Annotated in this window: 16 protein-coding genes and 1 pseudogene; 4 read left to right on the forward strand and 13 right to left on the reverse strand. The window is 35.9% G+C overall.

The genetic code is table 11. The features are described 5' to 3' along the window. Window positions 1-664 precede the first annotated feature (664 nt). From ABH968_RS21860 to ABH968_RS21870, 3 genes are all read right to left on the reverse strand, one after another. The gene (locus ABH968_RS21860) at window positions 665-2,065 is read right to left on the reverse strand and encodes an amino acid permease (RefSeq protein ID WP_370047411.1); all 1,401 of its coding nucleotides are present in this window, start codon (window positions 2,063-2,065) and stop codon (window positions 665-667) included. 167 nt (window positions 2,066-2,232) lie between these two features. Next, window positions 2,233-3,489 carry a DUF4179 domain-containing protein gene (locus ABH968_RS21865; protein WP_370047413.1) on the reverse strand — a complete coding sequence of 419 codons (1,257 nt, stop codon included), beginning with the start codon at window positions 3,487-3,489 and terminating at the stop codon, window positions 2,233-2,235. After that, on the reverse strand, window positions 3,473-3,997 hold the full coding sequence (locus ABH968_RS21870) for a sigma-70 family RNA polymerase sigma factor (RefSeq protein WP_370047488.1): 525 nt from the start codon (window positions 3,995-3,997) through the stop codon (window positions 3,473-3,475). Before ABH968_RS21870 ends, ABH968_RS21865 begins: the two co-directional genes overlap by 17 nt. A 213-nt stretch (window positions 3,998-4,210) precedes the next feature. On the opposite strand from ABH968_RS21870, the gene ABH968_RS21875 reads away from it, so the two are divergent. Beyond that, on the forward strand, window positions 4,211-4,963 hold the full coding sequence (locus ABH968_RS21875; RefSeq protein ID WP_370047414.1) for an IclR family transcriptional regulator: 753 nt from the start codon (window positions 4,211-4,213) through the stop codon (window positions 4,961-4,963). A gap of 144 nt (window positions 4,964-5,107) precedes the next feature. Next, window positions 5,108-6,043 carry an aldo/keto reductase gene (locus tag ABH968_RS21880; protein ID WP_370047416.1) on the forward strand — a complete coding sequence of 312 codons (936 nt, stop codon included), beginning with the start codon at window positions 5,108-5,110 and terminating at the stop codon, window positions 6,041-6,043. A gap of 45 nt (window positions 6,044-6,088) precedes the next feature. Here the strand turns inward: ABH968_RS21880 and ABH968_RS21885 are convergent, their stop codons facing one another. The 5 genes and pseudogenes from ABH968_RS21885 to ABH968_RS21905 all read right to left on the reverse strand — a co-directional run bounded on the left by ABH968_RS21885 (window position 6,089) and on the right by ABH968_RS21905 (window position 9,986). Next, window positions 6,089-6,697, reverse strand: a complete 609-nt coding sequence (locus ABH968_RS21885) for a flavin reductase family protein (RefSeq protein WP_370047418.1) — start codon at window positions 6,695-6,697, stop codon at window positions 6,089-6,091. Window positions 6,698-6,711: 14 nt separating this feature from the next. After that, window positions 6,712-7,650: a ring-cleaving dioxygenase gene (locus ABH968_RS21890; RefSeq protein WP_370047420.1), complete on the reverse strand. Its 939-nt coding sequence runs from the start codon at window positions 7,648-7,650 to the stop codon at window positions 6,712-6,714. 384 nt (window positions 7,651-8,034) lie between these two features. Next, window positions 8,035-8,628 carry an NADPH-dependent FMN reductase gene (locus ABH968_RS21895; protein ID WP_370047422.1) on the reverse strand — a complete coding sequence of 198 codons (594 nt, stop codon included), beginning with the start codon at window positions 8,626-8,628 and terminating at the stop codon, window positions 8,035-8,037. Window positions 8,629-9,117: 489 nt separating this feature from the next. After that, a pseudogene (locus ABH968_RS21900) lies at window positions 9,118-9,411 on the reverse strand (YunG family protein). A gap of 50 nt (window positions 9,412-9,461) precedes the next feature. Continuing rightward, a complete protein-coding gene (locus ABH968_RS21905) occupies window positions 9,462-9,986 on the reverse strand; it encodes a GNAT family N-acetyltransferase (RefSeq protein WP_370047424.1) in 525 nt (174 codons plus the stop codon). 220 nt (window positions 9,987-10,206) lie between these two features. On the opposite strand from ABH968_RS21905, the gene ABH968_RS21910 reads away from it, so the two are divergent. Further along, window positions 10,207-11,682 carry a serine hydrolase domain-containing protein gene (locus tag ABH968_RS21910; protein WP_370047425.1) on the forward strand — a complete coding sequence of 492 codons (1,476 nt, stop codon included), beginning with the start codon at window positions 10,207-10,209 and terminating at the stop codon, window positions 11,680-11,682. A 74-nt stretch (window positions 11,683-11,756) separates the two neighbouring features. On the opposite strand, the gene ABH968_RS21915 is transcribed toward ABH968_RS21910, so the two are convergent. From ABH968_RS21915 to ABH968_RS21925, 3 genes are all read right to left on the reverse strand, one after another. Then, window positions 11,757-12,320: a cupin domain-containing protein gene (locus tag ABH968_RS21915; protein WP_370047427.1), complete on the reverse strand. Its 564-nt coding sequence runs from the start codon at window positions 12,318-12,320 to the stop codon at window positions 11,757-11,759. A 155-nt stretch (window positions 12,321-12,475) separates the two neighbouring features. Next, window positions 12,476-12,697 (reverse strand): helix-turn-helix domain-containing protein, encoded by a 222-nt coding sequence (locus ABH968_RS21920; RefSeq protein ID WP_082337327.1) that lies wholly within the window; start codon window positions 12,695-12,697, stop codon window positions 12,476-12,478. 12 nt (window positions 12,698-12,709) lie between these two features. Next, the gene (locus ABH968_RS21925) at window positions 12,710-13,348 is read right to left on the reverse strand and encodes a DUF2975 domain-containing protein (protein WP_370047429.1); all 639 of its coding nucleotides are present in this window, start codon (window positions 13,346-13,348) and stop codon (window positions 12,710-12,712) included. A gap of 385 nt (window positions 13,349-13,733) precedes the next feature. Between ABH968_RS21925 and ABH968_RS21930 the strand changes: the two genes are divergently transcribed. After that, window positions 13,734-14,573, forward strand: coding sequence for a YitT family protein (locus tag ABH968_RS21930; protein ID WP_370047431.1), 840 nt, complete (start codon window positions 13,734-13,736; stop codon window positions 14,571-14,573). A 96-nt stretch (window positions 14,574-14,669) separates the two neighbouring features. Here ABH968_RS21930 and ABH968_RS21935 read toward each other — a convergent pair whose 3' ends face one another. Both ABH968_RS21935 and pdxR read right to left on the reverse strand, forming a co-directional pair. Next, complete coding sequence (locus tag ABH968_RS21935; protein ID WP_370047433.1) at window positions 14,670-15,617, reverse strand: D-alanine--D-alanine ligase; 948 nt, start codon at window positions 15,615-15,617, stop codon at window positions 14,670-14,672. Between the two features lie 4 nt (window positions 15,618-15,621). After that, window positions 15,622-17,070, reverse strand: coding sequence for a MocR-like pyridoxine biosynthesis transcription factor PdxR (pdxR, locus tag ABH968_RS21940; RefSeq protein ID WP_370047435.1), 1,449 nt, complete (start codon window positions 17,068-17,070; stop codon window positions 15,622-15,624). Between the last annotated feature and the right edge of the window lie 152 nt (window positions 17,071-17,222).

The following is a 17,222-nucleotide window of genomic DNA, read 5'->3' on the forward strand; positions in this document are numbered from 1 at the left end:
TATCATAGCCAATGTAAGTTCTTTTATAATGGTATTAAAATTATAATTTTTTCTTTTGTTTCGGCTCTTCATCAAAATATTTACATGACTTCCGAAGGGACGCTTTTCACGGGCTTTGAGCTCCCTACATACTATTTGTTTTCATTCCCAAAATACTATTTTAATCAAGAACAGATTTTAGTATTGTTCCTTAGTTTCAGTATGATATTCTTATCAAAATTTTAAACTAAAATAATAGAAAAGATGGAATATGTGAAGTTCCAAGAACCCCGAAGTACATTCATAAGCAGTTGCTCCTTATGTACATAAAATTGAAGAAGCGGGACCAAAGAGCATCTGGACAAAGCAAATGGAGAAAGACGGGACTGTACCTGAAGAGCCATTAGCTCACATGAAGTTAACGTTGAAAATATCCGGAAGAATCTTGAGAGTGCACATACGGAACTTCAAGATTTAATTTATTTGGTTGGGGAAATTAATACGGCACAAAGAAAGCAAATAATAAACGACTTTCTTGGCGATCACCTTCCATGTGTAAAATTGATGACTGGGCATGTAAGGAAATTTAAACTTATCATATGTTGAGATTAACAAGAATGTGCGTCTAGATCTGTATTAATTTAACAAAAACACCTCTTTAGGGCTAAAGAGGTGTTTATCTCATTTATAGATTTTCATTTTCAGAGCCTATTTTAGCGTGCTTGTATCCATAGACTATGTATATAACTAAACCTATCGCTAACCAAATCAAAAAGCGCAGTATAGTAAATAACGGCAGACTAAAAATTAATACAAGACATCCTCCAACACCTACAGTTGCTACAAGCCATATCGCAGGTACTTTGAATACGCGTGGCTGATCTGGTCGTGTATAACGAAGAACAACGACACTAACTGTCGTTAAAGCAAAAGCAGTTAAACCGCCGATGTTAGCAAATTCAGCTAATTCTCCGATTGATAAAAATCCCGATAAGAGAATACCCGTTACAACAACGATTAAAGTTGATAATACAGGTACTCCTGTTTTTTTATTTGTTTGTGCAATACGTTCTGGTAGAAGCCCATCACGGCTCATCGCAAACAGCACACGCGTCGCACTAGTTGTATTTGCAATCATCGTAGCAAGCAGTCCAAAAATAACTGCTACGGCGATGATAGCACCTCCCCATTGAATACCAACTGTTTGCAGTGCATACACTGTAGGATTTGGAACATCCAAATCCGGGAATGGGACAATACCTGTCAATACTAGGGCAACAAGTGCATAAATAAGCGTTAGTACACTTAGACCACCAATTAAAGCTTTTGGTATAGTTTTTTGTGGATTTTTTACTTCTTCCAGAACAGTTGTTACACCATCAAATCCAGTAAAAGCAAAGAACACTAATGCCGCTCCCGCCATTACACCAGACCAGCCAAACGGTGTAAATGGTGTCCAGTTTACAGGGTTAACGTGAAAAGCCCCAATAGCAAGGAATAAGATGATCGCGCCAACTTTTGCAATTGTAAATAGCATATTTGATCGACCAACATTTTTAATTCCGCTCAGTGCAATCCAAGCTACAATAAGCCAACCAACCACAGCAGGTAGATTCACAACCCCCCCATGAGCAATGTCCTTTGTTAAAACTCCTGGTAAGTGAATGCCTACAGATTGTAAAAACGAATTGACGTAGCCACTCCAGCCAACTGCGACTGTACTAGAAATAACGATAAATTCCAATAATAAATCCCAACCGATTATCCAAGCAATAATTTCACCTAACGCAATATAAGAATAGGTGTAAGCGCTCCCGGCGACAGGTGCCATCGCTGCAAATTCGACATAGGCTAATCCAACTGCAATTGTAACAAGACCCCCAATTAAGAACGAAACAACGACACCAGGACCTGCATGTAGAGCAGCTGTAGTTCCTGGCAGTACAAAAATCCCAGCCCCTATTGTAGCCCCTAGTACATACAGCAATAACTGTAACGACCCTAGTTCACGCTTTAGCTTAAAACGTTCGACTTCAGTTATTTTATTGGCTTGCTCAATGGACTTTGTTCGTAAAAAATTCGCCATAATAACCACTCCATTTCCAATAAAAAGCTAATTTATGCATTTTTACTAATAATCAGTATATTAGCTATTTTTTCTAATCGAGTCAACAATTAGATTATTATAGCAATTTATCTGTTACTAGAGAACGAGTTAATCGACGCATTCTTTTATATAAAACTTTTATCATACTATTTTACTGGAATTGTGACGATAGCTGATGATTCCACTTCCATATATGGTGTTTCTAAAATATGAATAATTGGTTTCCCAGCATTCGTCTGATAAGAAACTTGAAATTTATTTGGTCCTTTTGCATGAGCATACTCTGTGATTAGGCTTTCACCCGATTCCGACTTAACATCAATAGGTATTAGATTCTCATTATAAGGAAAATCACTATCGACATAGAAAGACAGCGTAGCTTCCTGCCCCTGATTTGTCACATCTGTGATAACCAAATCCCCCATCTCACCTTGTGAGATTCGTTGCGGTAATGTATCAGCAAGTGGAACAATTACATCTTTAATTTCAGCGCCAAACGGGCGGAAATAGTAAGCAATCTTTATTTCAGTAATATTTTTATTTAAAGGCTCTACTAAGTACATATAAGTTGTGCTTTTGTCATCACCACTTCCTGATTGATGCAACACTGTCAGTGGGGTTCCGTTTTGGTCCATTATAGTAGCCTCTACCCCGGCCTTTTCGGAGAACAATTTATCCATAGTAGCCGCAAATTTCACCTTTATTTTTGTCGATGTTGTTGAAACCTCCACACTTTCTATATCAAATGGGATGTCATTAACTTTCCCTGATTGACCAACTACTAATTTATGACTATCATTTTTTACTTTTTTGATAGGTGTAGAGAATACCCATTCTCCTTCTGTTGTTCCTACTTGTGAAATTTTTATCGTTAAATCAAATTCATCCGGTAATTCTTCGTCGATAGCAAATTCCCATAAACCAAGAAATCCATCTTGACCTTCTAAATCTCGTAAACTTTCAGTCGTATTAAGTTCTCTTCCATTAACAGACAGAACGACCGGTGGGATGTCCTCATACTCGGGCATTGAAAAAATCACATTCAAACGTGTACCATCATATACCATCTCCTCTACTGTAATGGCTATGCCGTTACTAGTTACTGTTTTATTTAATTTCACCTTATTATCGTCAGAAAGCGCCGTTTGCAGGCCTTTATCATGTTCTGCAATATTATACATAAAACCAATAAGTGGAACATCAGCAAGGACATTTGCCATTTTAGGGGAAATAAAACCAGAACCCAAAATCAATGCTACACTTGCTACACTAGAAACAATTACAGTTTTCCAACCTTTTTTGCTTTTTTTCGTTTCAGAGCGCATTCCTTTTTCAATAGCTTGATCAAGTTTTTCTAATGGTACGTCAATGTTATTTATGACTTCTTTAATATTGTTCTCCATAAAGCTCTCCCTCCTTGTTTAGATATTTTTTTAACTGCTGAATACCTCTATGCACATTCGTTTTGACTGTCCCCTCTGGACAACCTAATAAATCTGCAATTTCTTTTATTTGCAAATCTCGATAGTATCTCAATAAAATAACGGTTTTATATTTTTCCTCTAACTGTTCAATGGCTTGTAATAAATCTAGCTTTTCATCGTTAGTTGAAATTTGCTCTTGCTCCGCCTGTTGTTCAAGAAGCGGAACAATCTTTTGATTTTTACGTAGCATTTCTAATGCTGTATTTATCAAAATTCTCATCAGCCACGTGGCAAAATACTGCTCCTCTTTCACTGTATGGATATTGGCATACGCCCTTGCTATTGTCTCCTGCACCACATCTAATGCATCATTTTCATTTTTCATATAAATATAGGCCATCTTATATAGTTTTACTTTTTCTTCCTGTAATAGCTCTATGAACGCTTGATTATTCCCTTTTTTCGCATCTGACAATAATGACTTCACTTGCAATTTTTTCACCATCCTTTCTTGTTTCTATATGTTAGATGTTGTAAATATGTAAATCGTTTCAATAAAATAAAAAACGCGGGCATAAAAATTCTCCTCTAGAAAGTATATCTAAAGGAGGATTAAGGTAACTGCAATCATTCCCCAATCTAGTAACACAATATTAAAGATGATATTGTACAAACTATATAGAAGTTAGGAGAGGACAAAATGGATTCCTATGAAGTATCAACATTAAAAAAAGGCCTTTTGATTTTAGATATATTACGTCAAAGGCATTCTCTTACATTAACTGAAATTATGGAAGAATTATCAATGAATAAGACGTCCGTTTTTCGCATGCTTTATACGCTAGAAAAAATGAATTATGTTATTAAATATAATAAGTATTATCAATTAAATCCGCATATCTTTAGGGATGAGCATTTATATTGGCACAAAGATATCCAGTGGACGTCTCTCGTGGCGCTATATCAATTAGCCCGCCAAGAAGAAATAACTACTTATATTGGTATTTTGGAAGATTGTGAGATGGTGATAAAAAATGTGATTAGGGAGCCTTTTGAACAGCCTGCTTATCATTCAATCGATACTCGGACACCTATGCATTCAAGCGCACTCGGAAAAGTAGTATTAGCTCACCTGTCACCTAAAAAACAACGTGAACTATTAAATAGTATTGAACTTAACACATTTACAACAAAAACCTTCTATGATTATGGTCTATTGATTCCTCATTTACAGGTCATTAAAGCACAAGGATATGCTGTTGATAATGAAGAAACGAATGAAGGTAAATGTTGTATTGCCGTTCCGCTTTATGTGAATGAAGAAGTCATCGGGGCAATTGCTTTGCACGGTTCGACGAATCAAATTAAGAAAACTGCCATACGGTCATTTGTAAAAAAATTAGAAGAGACAAGCCAGCAATTAACGGAGGAAATTCATTATCTTTTAGCATAATGTTAAGACCTTAGGCAATTTTTCATTCGTTCATTATTTGCAATTAAAAAGCATTTGTTTCTATATATGAAACTCTAACGGTGTATGTTTGTAAAATATTTTTTTTACTCTATTCTGATTACAGAACAACGAGGAGGTAGGAATATGAAATTTCATACATTTAAAAAAACAAATATCAAAATTTCCGAAATTGGTCTTGGGACGAATGCTGTAGGTGGCCATAACTTATATGAAAACTTGAATGAACAAGACGGGAAGGAGCTAGTCACAGCTGCACTTGACCTAGGGATAACCTTTTTTGATACAGCAGATATATATGGAAAAGGGCGTTCAGAAGAACTTGTTGGCGAAGTATTAAAAAAACACTCAGGGGAAGATTTCGTTTTAGCGACAAAGGGAGGTAGACATTGGTTTGAGGATGGTTCAGTAAAAACAAATAATCATCCGCAATATTTACGAAGTGCACTTGAAAATAGCTTGAACCGACTACAAATGGATTATGTAGACCTCTACTATTTACACTTCCCAGATAATGAGACCCCTCTTGCGGAGTCGATTGGGGAATTATCACGCTTAAAAGAAGAAGGAAAACTCGGAGCAATAGGCATTTCAAACGTAACATTAGATCAGCTTATAGAAGCTAATGTGCACAATGATATTTCAGTGTTACAATCTCCTTACAATATGTTAAATCGTTCAGCAGAACAAGATTTATTGCCATACTGTGTAAAAAATGATATTTCATTTATTCCATACGGTCCACTTGCATATGGCCTTCTTGGTGGAAAATATACAAAAGACTTTAAGTTAAGTACTGGAGACTGGCGAATTTCGGATCCTTTATTCCAAGGCGAATTATTTGAACAAACATTAGTAAAAGTAGATACATTAAAGGAAATTGCAGCTGAAAAGCAAACGACATTACCAAATCTAGCGCTTGCTTGGTTATTAGCTCAAGATGGCATTGATGCAGTTATCCCAGGTGGTAAACATAAAAACCAAGTGGCTACCAATGTGAAAGCAACCGATATCCTATTAACTAAAGAAGATTTAGTGAATATAGCAAGAATTTTAGAATAAAGTAAAAATGCGAAAATGCTGTTATATCAACATTTTCGCATTTTTTTATTGAGGACGTTCTAACTCAAATATATCACCAATTTTTGCGTAATTTGAGCCAGCTAATCTGCTAACTGCTTTTAGTTTTCTTGGATCAATTCGCCCTTCATTATAAATGGTCTCATCTATATGATATTGTACGACTTCACCAATAAACAAATCACCTGTCTGTTCGTCACCATTCATTAAAGGAATCGTCTGTACTAAACGGCATTCCATTCGAACCTTCGCCTCTTGAATACCTGGTACAGATATCAGTTGGCTATCGATTAATGTAAATTGTGCTCGATCAATTTCACTTTCAGTTACAGGTAAGGAAGCGGCTGTTTCATTCACCTGCTTAACATTATCCTCATCTACAATATGCACAACAAATTGCTGCTGATGATGAATATGGCGAGCGGTATCTTTTAAGCGCCCATTTGGTCTTTGAACGGCTAGAGAAATCATCGGCGGATTGGAAGACACGATGTTAAAAAAACTAAAAGGTGCGCCATTGATGACCCCTTGCTCTGACTTCGTCGTAACAAAGGCAATAGGTCTCGGAATAATACTGCCAATCAATAACTTATAATTCTCGCGTTCTGTATTTTTCTTAGGATCAATTGAAATCAAACGTCACATCTCCTTTAATCAAGCGCACGCACTTTGATTGGAATTAATGTTCTTTCCAATTGTTCACGATGCTGTTCGTATTGAGATGGTAACATTAGTTGGCTACCCATTGTCTCAGGTGTCTCATCATGAGCGAATCCAGGTGGATCTGTCGCAATTTCAAATAAAATCTCACCGGGTTCACGGAAATAAATCGCATTAAAATAATTACGATCTTTCACTTCGGTTACATGTTGTCCATGATTCATTACATACTCTTGCCATTCTAGGTGATCCACATTATCCTGGGCTCTCCAAGCAATATGATGAACTGTTCCAACGCCCATTTGACCGCGCATACCAGAAACAACTTTTAAATCTACTGTATTGCCAATATCTGCGCTGGATTTGTAACGAGTATAATCGCCTTCCGTTGCTACTTTCTCAAGCCCCATGACTTCAATTAAGACTTTTGCTGTTTCTTCAGGATGACTTGAATAAAGTGTTGCACCACCAAATCCTTTAATCGCAACCTCAGGAGTTACTTCACCAAATGTCCATTCATTCAATTCGCCTTCTGCACGTGCAACTAGTTCAATATGAAGTCCGTGTGGATCATCAAATTGTACTACTTGTTCACCAAAGCGTTCAGCTTTTTGGAATGGAATAGTGAATTTTGCAAGACGATTAATCCAAAAAGGTAGTGCTCCTTCTGGTACAACATAAGTAGTTACGCCAACTTGACCATCACCAATACGTCCTTTATAAGCATTTGCCCATGGAAAGAATGTAATAATTGTACCAGGTTTACCACCTTTGTTGCCAAAGTAGAGATGATAAGTGCCTGGGTCATCGAAGTTTACCGTCTGTTTAACTAATCGCAAGCCTAATACACCAGCATAAAAATCAATATTTTCTTGTGGATGCCCTACAATGGCTGTGATATGGTGAATACCCGCAGTATGTTTTTTCATGTTAACAAGCCCTTTCATGATAAATGTATTTCTCACCTATACTTTATCCAATAACGTTCTACCTCAATCTATCAATTATGCCTCGGCATAATTGCGTCCGGAATCGGGTTTTTGCTTAGGCCTGCGTGATGCAGGTCAGTTAGCCGTTATCGCATGGAGGCGATGATTTTAGGCTAACATCCTATGTGAACTCCTTTCCGATTCCGTGACATCCGCCGGAGGCTTTGGGCCAACAGATGTTTTTTGCGCGAAAGCGTAGTGCTAACGCAGCGGCAGTAGCACGAAGTTGGTCACTCAGTCGTTGCCACAGGACGTGGCGTTCTTAGACTGAGTTCCTTTATTTCAACAGGTGTTTGGACACCCGCTGAAATAAGTTAAACAAGATTAACGAATTGTATATAAAGCTTTTGACCAAGGAATTAATTGGTCTAACATTTGGTTAACAGAATCTGTTTGCATCGCTTTTGGTTTAAAATCAGTACCATTTTCAAAATCTGTGAATAGTGACAATGCTGGATGTACACGGACATCTGCAATTAAAAGCTCACCCATAATACCACGTAAATGTTCAGCTGCTCGTGCACCACCTACAGAACCATACGATACAATACCTGCAGCTTTGTTATTCCATTCTTCACGTAAATAATCTAGTGCATTTTTTAGAGCACCTGTAATAGAGTGATTGTACTCTTGTACGATAAATACAAATCCATCTTGTTTTGCAACAATTTCTGACCAAGCTTGAGCGCCTGAAGCGTCTTGCCCTGGTTCACCTAGTAAAGGTAATTTGTAATCTGCAATATCAATAATTGTATAATTAGCATCGCCTCGTTGATCTGCGATTTCTTTTACCCATTGTGCTACTTGTGGACTTACACGACCTTCACGTGTTGATCCGATAATAATCCCGATATTTAATTCTGCCATTGTTTTTTCCTCCTCTTTTTTTGAAGCAAATAATTTATTTAAAAAACCCATTATGATTACCTCCTTCTTATGCAAAAAGTTAAGCTTTCTACACGACTTAAAAGGTTCGAATTCGTTTATCTTGAATTTAGTTATCTTGAATTCGAGATAATAATATCACGATGGTTTTATTTACGTCAACAAGTTTGTTTAATGTTTTTAAAAAAAGCAGAGATGTTATAGGGTTACAACATCTCTGCTTAGCTTTTTAATTAATATGGCTCATCACTATAACGGGTGGTTGATTTCCGTTCCGACTGGGCGCTTTCCTGGGGGCGTCCGATGAGCCGCTTCACTCGCGTTGCTCGCTCCAGGGTCTCATCTGTGACGCTGATCCCTAAGGAGTCGCCCAGTCTCCACTCCAATCAACTTATTTTACATCATATATACCATCCCCAACTTTCAGTGAGTAGCTTTTAAATTTAAAAATAAACAAAGGTGGATTTTCAATCGGAATAACACTTTCACTCCCTAGCTTTTTCTTAAATTCTCATAAATTAGTTACTTTAGATAGCTATATTGAATATCATTCGTATCTTGAAAAGCCTCTTCCCTGTTTGATTGAACATCCTGATATTCGAGGTTGTACGAAAATTATTCTTGTGTAAAATCCTTTCTTTCCCCATTGAGAATATTATAAAAATGCCAGCCTTCATCAAGCCACGTTTTATATATTTTGCCTCCAAGAATATCATTTACAACTAATGCAGTGACTCCGCATTGTCCTTTTGCAGGATTATCTATACTCCATTTCGAGCTAGATTGAATGAACCAGGATTTTTTTAAGCTCTTAATAGATCATTTTCTGTATACATTCCTCAGCACCCTTTTATCAATATTTGTATTCAAAATGGGATGTCATCGATTTTAATTGGCGTTGTGCTACCTAAAATCCAATCATCTTTGATTGCACCATAAACGATACTATCTGTTACAGTACCATCTGCATTTTCCCAAGCATTTCTTAAATAGCCCTCTTTTACAAAACCTGCTTTCGCAAAACATTTTCTCATTCCCATATTATCAACTCTCGTATAACCCTCGATACGAATCTTATCTTTTTCTCCAAACAGGTAATCTTGTAACCAAAGGAGTGTTTTTACTCCGTATCCTTTTCCTCTAAAACGTATATCTAAACGGATATCGAATAATGGGATCGTATCGTTTATGTCATGAATGATAATAATCCCAACCTTTTCTTCATTATCAATTATCCAATGCGTTTCGCGATTGCTGTAATAGTATCCTTCTGCATATGCCTTTCGAACGGAGTCCTCTTTTAATTTTTGGTCGGTATGATAAATCCACTTGTTTTGAGTTAATAATTCCACTAAATCTTCAATTTCATCTTCGAATAGTTTATAGTCCAATTTGTATAATCCTCCCGAAAGTTTTTGATTAAGTAGTGAAAAAGGAAAGTCATCATATGAAAATATCCGTATGTTGCTTTTAAAGACAACGTTCTTTCGAATAGTATACACAACAAATATCATATACTATAAAGAAGTGTATATTTTTGTAAATTTACTTCATGGATTAAAGGTCATGATTATAAAGGGAAAATTTTAAAGGAAATAGGTGAAAACAAAAATGAAAACAATCCCAATATATAAAGCTATTGTAGTATGTTTATTATTAATTCCGTTCTATCTATTTCAACCAGTCTCACAAATTTCCACAGAAGCCGCGGAACAAGACATTAAGAGTACTATAGATAAATATGTTGAAAACTTTTTAGAAGAGCAGCGAATTCCAGGGGCATCTATTGCTATTGTTCATAAAAATGATATCTTTTATTCCAAATCGTGGGGCGTAACGGGAGAATCCGAAGAAAAGGTAACTGCCGAAACTCCATTTGTAGTCGGCTCTATTAGTAAATCACTAACGGGCTTAGCCATCATGAGATTGGTAGATGCAGGCATCATTCAATTAGATGATCCAGTTCAAAAGTATATGCCATGGTTTACCTTGAAAGATAAACAAGCCGCTTCTCAAATAACAATCAAACAGTTACTTACACAAACAAGTGGGATAAGCACTTATTCTGGCTTATCTATATCGGACAACGAATCTAATGATTTGAGTGCTATAAAGGAAAATGTAAAAAGTTTATCGAATGTGAAGCTAACTGCTGCTCCTGGAGAAAAGCATCAGTATAGCAATGCTAACTTTTCTATTCTTGGAGCTCTCATCGAAGAAGTGACCAATCAAACATTTTCTGAATATATGGAGGAACAAGTTTTTTCTCCATTAGGGATGAAAAATGCAGCCGCTAATAGTAGCATGGCCTATGAAAAAGGATACTTATCTGGTTATCAATCATGGCTTGGTCACCCTGTAAAAAGCGCAGTCACATATGATAATGGTGGGACACCATATGGATATATTACTGCAAGTGCATCAGATATGGTGCAGTACATTAAACTTCTTAGTCACCATGAACATAACAATTTTTTAAGTAAAAATGCGTTGAACCTTTATATATCGCCGTTTGTTCAAACTAGTCAATATCGATATTATGGCCTTGGTGTACGAATCTCATATCCAGAATCTAAAGAAGAAATGATATGGCATTCTGGTTCAAATCCTGACGCACGCTCAGAAGTATTTTATCTACCAGAAACCGATTGGGGCGGTGTGATTCTTACTAACAAAAGTCATATATTAGAGGAAAAATCACTTCTATACTTGAAACAAGGGATTATCGACATTTTAAATGGAAAAGAGCCCGTTAATGCGCCTAAATATAAACCTACTTCTCAAGTCATAACAATTGCTATTTTATGTTTACTTTTTGTGATGTTTATTTATCTTCTAATAAAAGTTAAAGCTAAAAATGTGAACAAAAGAGGCGTGTTGGGTATACTCGGTCTTATACTTTTAGTTTTGGCCATTATCTCCATTCCATTATTAAGTTATAGTACAGGAACACCTTGGCACACTATTAGATATTTTGCTCCTGATATTGCATTTTTGGCCATAACACTGGTTACTCTTTTAACATTGAATGGCTTATTATCTATATATATTTCATTTAAACGACGACAAAAAAGACAACTTCTCTAAGTAGGAGTTGTCTTTTTTCGTTATGGTTGTATTTTCGAGGGAATGCTTCAACCTTTCAAAATATCTAATATCTATTATTGATTGCCCTGACCGTAGCCTGCTTCCGTTGCCTCAGCGTCTGCTTTAGTAACATGTACTGTACCGAATGGATGGTTTGGAGGAGCGTATATCGAATAAAGCTTTAGTGGTATACTCCCTGTATTTGTGACGTTATGCCATGTTCCAGCAGGCACTACTACGGCATAATTTTCATAGACCTTTCTTTCATAGTTTAGATTGTTTTTACTAGGGCCCATTTGAGCAAATCCCTCACCCTGTTCAATATATAAAAATTGATCCACATTTGGGTGTACTTCCAAACCGATATTATCACCAACATTTATACTCATTAAAGTAATTTGTAAGTTCTTTCCCGTCCAAAGAGCAGTACGATACGTATCGTTTTGCTTAGCCGCATTTTCGAGATTGATGACAAATGGCTGAGCTCCATAATCTTTTAATGCAATACTTTCACCATTGGAAAAACGAGAAGGTTCAGCTCTATTCGCATACCCTACCTGATAAGGAGGTGCCCAATAAACAAGCTGATCTCCATAGTTATACATAGGCAGGTTTCCGTAATAAGGAATGTAGTACATTTTCTCAATCCCCTCACACATTATAGGGATATCCTATGCAACTTGTTCAAGAAATGTACGTATTACGCATTTCCATCCTTTAGTACGACTTACAAAATCTAAAATGACTTCAGTAAAATACTGAAGTCATTTTAGAAAAAAACAATATAATTTTTTTACTCAAAGGTATCCTCATCCTCAGCATACTCTAAAATATCGCCTGGTTGACAATGCAATACTTTACAAATTGCATTTAACGTGGAAAAACGTATTGCCTTTACCTTCCCCGTTTTTAAATTCGATAAATTGACAATCGATATATCTACTGCTTCTGCAAGCTCACTTAATTGCATTTTTCTATCAGCTAATACACGATCCAATCTTACGATAATCGCCAATTTCTTCACTTCCTATACTGTTGCATCATACTCTTCTTGTAAAAAAGAGCCATATCTAAATATCTTACCAATTGTCCAAACTATAAAACTACATAGTAGTATGCTCCAATTTATATCAAAAAATCTAAAAGAAACTGATTGAATCCATTCAATATTTTGTAATTCATTATTGTTTAAAAACATATGTAATACCGTTGAAACTAAGTATGCTTGAACCGTATTACTAAAAAAACTTAAAATTAATAAACTATATCCCACTAACTCTATTCTTTTACTATTTCTAAGAGTAAATACATCCCCAACAATTACTGATTTAACAAATTTCCATAATAAAATAAAAATTGACATAAAAATCAAAGTAAAGATCATCAAGAGTAAAATTAATATGATTGTTTCACTTTTATCATAAACAAAATTACTCATTATATCTTTATTTAATAAAACAGTTATTCCATTAAATTTAAAAGAAATGTCAATGTTAGAATCTAAAACTAGTTTACTAAACTTCTCACCAGAGACTGTTAAAGCTACAACTAATAAACCAAAGAGCAATAAGATACACGATGATATGATTACTATAGTAGCTATTAATAATACATTTAATATTCTCAAACTCATTTTAATATTACGAATTGCTAAAGATTGATCCATAACTGCTTCTAACACCCCTTATTATTTGTTCTATATATATATTCCTTCCCAAATTATTTCACATCCCCGTTTTAAAGATTACTTTTTAAATAATTTCAACTTCAAGTTCGGATATAGTATATATTATAAGCTGATTTCAGTATGATTCCACATAGATGTTTAACTTCTTTCAGCGGGTATCCAAACATCCGCTGAAAGAAGTTATAGCTTCCGGCGGATGTCAGTTTCATGAACGATTTTTTTCAATTCGACTTTTTCTCTAATAAAGGACATACTAACAATTATAGATTTATCATAAACAAACATTCCAAAAAGTATATAAAATGTGTAGAACTTGATATAGTATGTATTTAGGAAAAAATCAATTTGTTTTGGTGGTGTGTATATGAAGAAATTCAGTATGGATTTTTTAATGATTACGGTCGGAGCGCTGCTTTTTGCACTTGCTGTAAACTTATTTGTTATACCTAATGATTTAGGTGAAGGTGGCGTAACAGGTGTAACAATCATTGCTTATTATTTGTTCGGATGGTCGCCAAGTATTGTGAGCCTTGTGTTAAACGCAGCTTTATTAGTAGTTGGCTATAAATTTTTAAGTAGGCAAATGACTATTTATACGATTATCGCAGTATCCCTTCATTCACTGTTTTTACATTTAACAGAATCGTGGTCGATTTCTTCAAATGAAATTATTGTGAATGCTATTTTTGGCGGGGTGTTTGCTGGAGTTGGTATAGGCCTAATTATAAGAGTTGGTGGAACAACAGCAGGTTCAACAATCTTAGCTAGAATGACGAACAAATATTTAGGCTGGAGTATTAGTTACGGTTTATTGTTTTTTGATTTAATAGTTGCTTTTTCATCTTACTTTATTATCGGAGCAGAAGCATTAATGCTTACTGTCATTATGCTCTATGTCGGAACAAAGGTGATGGAGTTTGTTATTGAAGGTGTAAACCCGAAAAAGGCAGTTACGATTATTTCGAAAAAGCCAGAAGAGATTGCCAGTCATGTGAATGGTTTTATGAATCGAGGCGTGACGGTCCTATCAGGCCATGGCTATTATACGAAGGAGCAAAAAGAAATTCTGTATATTGTCATTAGTAAACAGGAAGTTGTAAAACTAAAGAAAATCGTCAAAGAAATAGACGCGGATGCCTTTATTGCTATTCATGATGTAAGAGATGTTTTTGGACATGGATTTATTGAATTATCTAAGGCGTAATTAAGAAACTGAAAAAACACCTTTTGTTGAAACTAGGGATTATCCCTTTAAAAATCAACATAGAGGTGTTTTTTCTATTGAACATACTTTAGTCCATCATAACGTAGGGTCGATTTCCGTTCCGGCTGGGCGCTTCCCTGGGAGCATCCGATGAGCCAAGGAAATTTCAATAATCCTATCTAAAAGTTGCGTATAAGTAATTCCTGCCGAGGATGCACTTTTTGGGAGTAAGCTGTTTTTTGTCATCCCAGGCAATGTATTAACCTCCATGACATACGGGATTCCATCCTTGATCATCATATCGATTCTGGCATAAACACTGCATTTTAATGCGCTATAGCAAGCTTTTGCGGCTTCAGCAACACGTTCATGTATGGCAGGCGGAAGTTCTACTACCTCCTCTATCGTAGCGGCATCCTCATATTTCGCTTTATAGTCAAAGAACTGCGCTGTATGGCGAATTGAAATAATCGGAAATAGCTCCCCGTCCAAAATGGAGCATGTTATCTCTTCACCCTTTATATATTTTTCAATAATGATTTCTGCATCCCATTTGAATACTTCCTCAACCGAAGTGATTAAAGAATTTTTATCATAAACTATTTTTACCCCTACACTGGAGCCACCCGAATTAGGTTTAACTACTAACGGATACCCCATTTTGTCTAATTCATCGAACTGAAGCTCATTGATATTCGAAAGATGAAGCCAATCCGGTGTTTCAATGCCCTCATAACGTAGAATTTTTTTCGAAATATTTTTATCCATACAAATACTGCTTGAAAGTATACCACTACCTGTATATGGAACGCCCATAGTTTCTAGTACACCTTGAATCGTGCCATCCTCTCCAAACTTGCCATGTAGTGCTAATAAAGCAATATCGATATTTCTCACCTTTTCAATAAGCTCTGCCTTGTCATTTACTTTAATAGCTACCGCTTCATATTTACTCTTATCTAAATGAGCGATCATTTCTTCCCCTGTCATAATAGAGACCTGCTTTTCTGAGGAAACGCCCCCCATAATAACGCCAACTTTCATATGTTCAACTCCCCATTTCATTTTTCAAGGTATCACCAATAATCTTAATACCACGCACAATATCCTCTTCTTTGAGCCGAGAAAATCCTAATCGAAAGGTGTTACTACCTTCGCCATTGCTGTAAAAAACATCACCAGGATAAAAGACGACTCCTTTTTGATAGCACTTTTCCAATAGTGTACGAGCATTCATTCCTTTTTCCAGCTCAATAAAGAGATGAAGTCCACCATCTCCTGTCATTCTTTTAAAAGGAATGTATTGATGGCAGGCTTGACGTGCTAGTTCATATTTTTTCTTATATACGAACTTGGCCTTTTTTAAATATTTTTCAAAATAACCATCCTGTAAATACTGATAAAGTACTGCCTGATCTAATGTCGATGTATGAATTGTACGGGCTCTTTTCATACTTTCCAAACAGTGGATGAGTTCCTTATCTGCTAATATCCACCCAACACGTAATCCCGGAAAAAGAATTTTAGAAAAGCTACTGATATAAATAACATTGTTGCCCTCACCGATAAAGGTCATTAACGGTGCTAAATGTGAGCCTGAATAACGTAATTCCTCATTAAAGCCATCCTCCACAATCGGAATTCGATATTGTGAAAAAAGCCTAATAATTTCAGCTCTTTTTTCAGAGGATGTAACAATACCTGTCGGATTATGATAGGACGGGATTAAGTAGGCAAAATCAAATTCCTTTTCCAATAAGCTTTTCTCAACTTGTTCAATATCGATACCGTCATCCTTCATGTCGATTCCGTGGATGTCAAATCCATGTAAGCGAAAAAGCTTTAATGCAGCATGATGAGTTGGATTTTCGCAAATGACACGCCCAGATTTTTTTGCTAAGGAAGATAATAAAATATCCAATCCCTCGGTAAAGCCATTCGTAATTAAAATATCCTTATTGGAAATATCTACACCCTTCATTTCCATATAGTGAAGAAGGTACTCGATTAAAGGTTTATAGCCCTTTGCGTACCCGTAATTCAACACGATATCTCCTTCAAGGGACATCCGGGTCAGAAAAGCTCTTTTAAAATTTTCAACATCAAAAAGCTTTTCTTCGGGGGCAACACTATTGAAGGAAATCATGCCTTTTTCCCAGTGAATATCTTGCTTCATTAAATCTAATTCATCAGCTAACAAGGTAACATTATTCAACCTCTCCTTCCAATTAAATTCGATAGATGAAGCTTTCAACGTTTCGACTTTCCCTACAAAATTCCCTTTTCCTTTCACTGCATAGATCATGCCTTCTTGCTCTAAATCTGCATATGCATTCAGTACCGTATTTCTACTGATCGATAATAATTTACTAAGTTCACGGGTAGATGGAAGCTTCTGATGCTCCAGCAAGTGTCCCTTCATAATCATTTCTTTTAAATAATCTTTTAATTGAATATAAACCGGACGATTACCTATAAGCTTAAAATCATTAAACACTTCCTTAACCCCCTTGCTTTATTTTTACATAACTGTAACTCACTCAAAAGGTCCACAGTATAGGGATTTTCCCTTCCTTATGGTATGGTTTTCTAGCTCGAAAAAATGCAATCCTTCAAAATGAAGAATTGCACCTATAATAGGCTAATTAT

The organism is Lysinibacillus sp. RC79 (genome assembly GCF_041262405.1).
Classification (GTDB): Bacteria; Bacillota; Bacilli; order Bacillales_A; family Planococcaceae; genus Lysinibacillus.